This window comes from Methanosphaera sp. (genome assembly GCF_016282985.1).
Taxonomy (GTDB): Archaea; Methanobacteriota; Methanobacteria; order Methanobacteriales; family Methanobacteriaceae; genus Methanosphaera.
On the sequence record NZ_JAEELZ010000079.1, the window covers coordinates 1 to 3,782 of the forward strand.

Annotated in this window: 3 protein-coding genes; all 3 read right to left on the reverse strand. The window is 30.7% G+C overall.

Annotated features, from left to right (window positions below; translation table 11 throughout):
* The coding region (locus QZZ11_RS04660) for an ATP-grasp domain-containing protein (RefSeq protein ID WP_292474019.1) at positions 1-983 on the reverse strand (983 nt) is incomplete at its 3' end.
* 2 nt (positions 984-985) lie between these two features.
* Entirely contained in the window at positions 986-2,149 is a 1,164-nt protein-coding gene (rffA, locus tag QZZ11_RS04665; protein WP_292474021.1) for a dTDP-4-amino-4,6-dideoxygalactose transaminase, read from the reverse strand.
* Entirely contained in the window at positions 2,146-3,663 is a 1,518-nt protein-coding gene (locus tag QZZ11_RS04670) for a hypothetical protein (protein WP_292474023.1), read from the reverse strand. The genes rffA and QZZ11_RS04670 overlap by 4 nt, the downstream gene beginning before the upstream one ends.
* Positions 3,664-3,782 lie beyond the last annotated feature (119 nt).

Below are 3,782 nucleotides of genomic sequence, written 5' to 3' on the forward strand. Positions count from 1 at the left end.
CAATTTAAAATATCTTTTTCTGAAAAGATAAAACGTACAGCTGCTTTTCGAGGCTGAATAACTTGAGTAAAATCTGGTTCTTTACATAGAGCAACATTAATTACCATCGGTGTAAAATCATAACCTTTAGAAATTCTGACGAGATCAGAACCAATGCAATCTCCACCCATACGTGAACCAATTTCGATTATTTTTATATTATTACTGTCATCAATTTTTATTTCCGAATGACTTGCACCTTCTTTAATTTTTAAACTGTTTAAGGCGTGATACACACTATTTCGAATTTTGTCTGTCATTTCTGAACTAATAGGGGCGGGTTCATTATGGCCTGTTTCTATAAAATGTGGAGCTCCAGTTGTTATCTTTTCAGTTATAGTTAGGAGTGTATGTTTTCCATGAAAGGAAATACATTCAACACTATATTCTTTTCCTTCTACAAATTCCTCAATCATTGATTTATGCTCAAACGATTCAGAACAAGCAGATTTTATTGCAGATGCTAATTGTGTAACGTCTGTTACTTTAGTTATTCCTCTACTACCACTTCTGTCTGTTGGTTTTACAATTAATGGAAAAGAAAATTTTGAAATATCAAAATCTTCATTTTCACAAACTTCAATAAATTTAGGAATAGGATCTCCATTCTTTTTAAAAGCTTGTCGCATCATATATTTGTTAGTTGCGATTTCTGAACATTCTATCGAGTTTGCATTAAGGTTCATTTTTTCTGCAATATAATCAACCGTTAGTACTGCTAAATCAGAAGCAATAGAACATATTCCATCGATTCCTATTTCTTTACATTTTGTAAGAATTTGTTCTTTTTCAATAATACTTATTGGATAGAAAAAATCTGCATGTTCTTTTCCAACAGCTCCATCTTCCCATGCAAAAACATGTGTTTCTAAACCCATTTCTTTTGCTTTTAATATCAATTGATCTTGAAAATAATATGCACCAATTATTGCTATCTTTTTCATATTTAATTTTTATAGAATTCTTTTACAGCATCTATTATTGTTTTGACTTCTTTATCTGATAATCCATACCATAATGGAAGTCTAACAAGACGTTCACTATCTTTAGTTGTAAATCTATCTTCTCCAAAAAAGTATCCAAATTTTAATCCGGCAGGAGCGGAATGTAATGGTATATAATGGAAAACACATCCAATGCTATTTCGTTTCATATAATCAATAAAAGCTGTTCGTTCTTCAAGATTCTTACATTTAATATAAAACATATGAGCATTATGAACGCATTCATTTGGAATAAATGGAATTTCAAATAATCCTTTTTCTGATAATTGTTTAAACTCATTAAAATATTTATTCCAAATTTTTATACGAGAATTATTTATTTTTTCTGCTATTTCTAATTGAGACCAAAGATATGCTGCATTTAATTCACTAGGAAGATAACTGGAACCATAATCAACCCATGTGTATTTATCAATTTGACCTCGATAAAATTTTGAACGGTTAGTACCTTTTTCACGAATAATTTCTGCTTTTTCAATATCTTCTAAATTGGTATTAACAATTAAAGCGCCACCTTCACCCATGCTGTAATTTTTTGTTTCATGAAATGAATAACATCCGTAATCTCCAATTGTGCCAAGAGCTTTTCCTTTATAATAAGACATAACTCCTTGAGCTGCATCTTCAACAACTTTAAGATTATGACGATGAGCAATATCCATTATGGTATCCATTTCACAGGCAACACCAGCATAATGAACTACACAGATTACTTTTGTTTTATCTGTAATAGCTTGTTCGATTAATTTTTCATCAATATTCATTGTATCAGGACGAATATCAATAAAAACTATCTTACAGCCTCGTTGAACAAATGCATCAGCAGTTGAACAAAATGTATAACTTGGCATGATTACTTCATCACCAGGTTTTACATTACAGAGAAGTGCTGCCATTTCAAGAGCGGAAGTTCCACTTGTAGTAAGAAGAACTTTTTTCGCATTGAAATTTTTCTCAAACCATTCATTACATTTTTTTGTAAAAGGTCCATCTCCACAAATTTTTTTATTATTTATAGCTTCATTTATATATTTAAGTCCTGTATTAACAAAAGGAGGTGTGTTAAAAGTAATCCAATTATTATTCTTAGAAACAATTTTTTTCATAATGAATATTTTACCCCTATTACAAATGATAGATTTATTATATCCTTTGTATCTTTTTTTATACCATCAATTTCTAAATAATAATTCGGATTAATAATATAGTCAAACGTTATAGAAGAATTAATACTAAGACTTGGTAACAGACTATAATACGTAAAAAGACTTACTATATTATTTGCTTTATAAGTGTTATTTCCAGCATGTTTTATAAACGAATATGTAGTATCTGGGTTATCTCTTTGAAGCAATAATGATGAATAACCTTTAGGATAAAAAATATTAATAATTATTGATTGAGAATTTCCACCATTTGCTAAATATGTGCTAAGGTATTGTCCTTTATTGGTATATCCTTGTGTAATCTGAGAATGAAAATTATAAGAATATGAACTGCCTCCGGCTATTCTATTTCGAGGTTCTTCCATACTAGAAATTTCAAAAAGGATACTAAGTTTAATATCAGGATTTTTCGTTGAAATAATTTTTTTTATTCCATAGGTACTCACAAAGGAATCAAAAGGATATCTTAATAAACCATAAAGAAAGCCATCTTGAAAATAATCATCAATACCAATTTCACCATATATGTTTAATCCAATAGTATTAGAAATCCATTCTACAAAAATAGAAGCTTTTTGATCTTCTCCTGTCTCTGTTCCAATACCACTGTTATTATGATAAAAAGGATTAAAATATGATATAAAATTTTTATCTTTCTTCCATTTGCTAATACATGTTTTTGTTGCTCCTAAGGTTAAGCCTTGTAAGAAAGAAGGTGAATAAGAAATGGAAAAACCATTTATCATATTATGATTATTTGTTTCATCATTATCAAAATAATTAGATTCTGATAAATATCCAGCCCAAATTCTGGTTTCAATATTTCCTATATATATATTTGTATAAGGTATAAAGACTTTTGTTTTTCTTAAACCTAAATCAAGTTTTGGATATGTTGGTGCATTATTTGAATGAAGTATCGGATTTAAATATGATGGACCAATCCAAGGTGCTTGTGTTCCAAAACCAAATGTAAAACTATTCCATGTCCATCTAATTTCAGAATCTCCGAAATCAAATGACCAAAACGAAGAATCTCCAAAGCGTTGCGGAGCGTCAATTCCACCCTTACGATTATTCCCTCTAAAATATCCAAATTCATTTTCATATGTTGATGGAAGATATTCAAATTCCCTATTTTCCATCCAACTCACCTGCGGCTTAAATGTCAATTCAAAACCATAGCCTTCAATTCTAGCGCCAGTTGTAAGAGAAGTATTGTAACCGCGGCCTTGCCAGAGGGCACCGTCATTTTGGCCATAAGGGGCTGCTGTATTATAACTATTAAACCATTCTGGTCCGAAAATTTTATATTTGAATCCTTGATAAAGGCCGTTGGTGAACCAGTTTTCAGCTGGAGAAGATGACTCCCAGATTACCTTAGTACTTCCAAGATTGTTGCCAGACCATATATGATCAGTATCTTCATCTAATTTCCATACACTATCGCTCAATGTTCTGTAGCCAAGAGTAGGGCGTTCAACATCACCAGTAAGCGAAAGAAAATCGTAATATTCTTCTTCGGTACTTTTAAGGGCTTCCTGTGCAAAAAGGCCTGCAATAAGAATTAAAA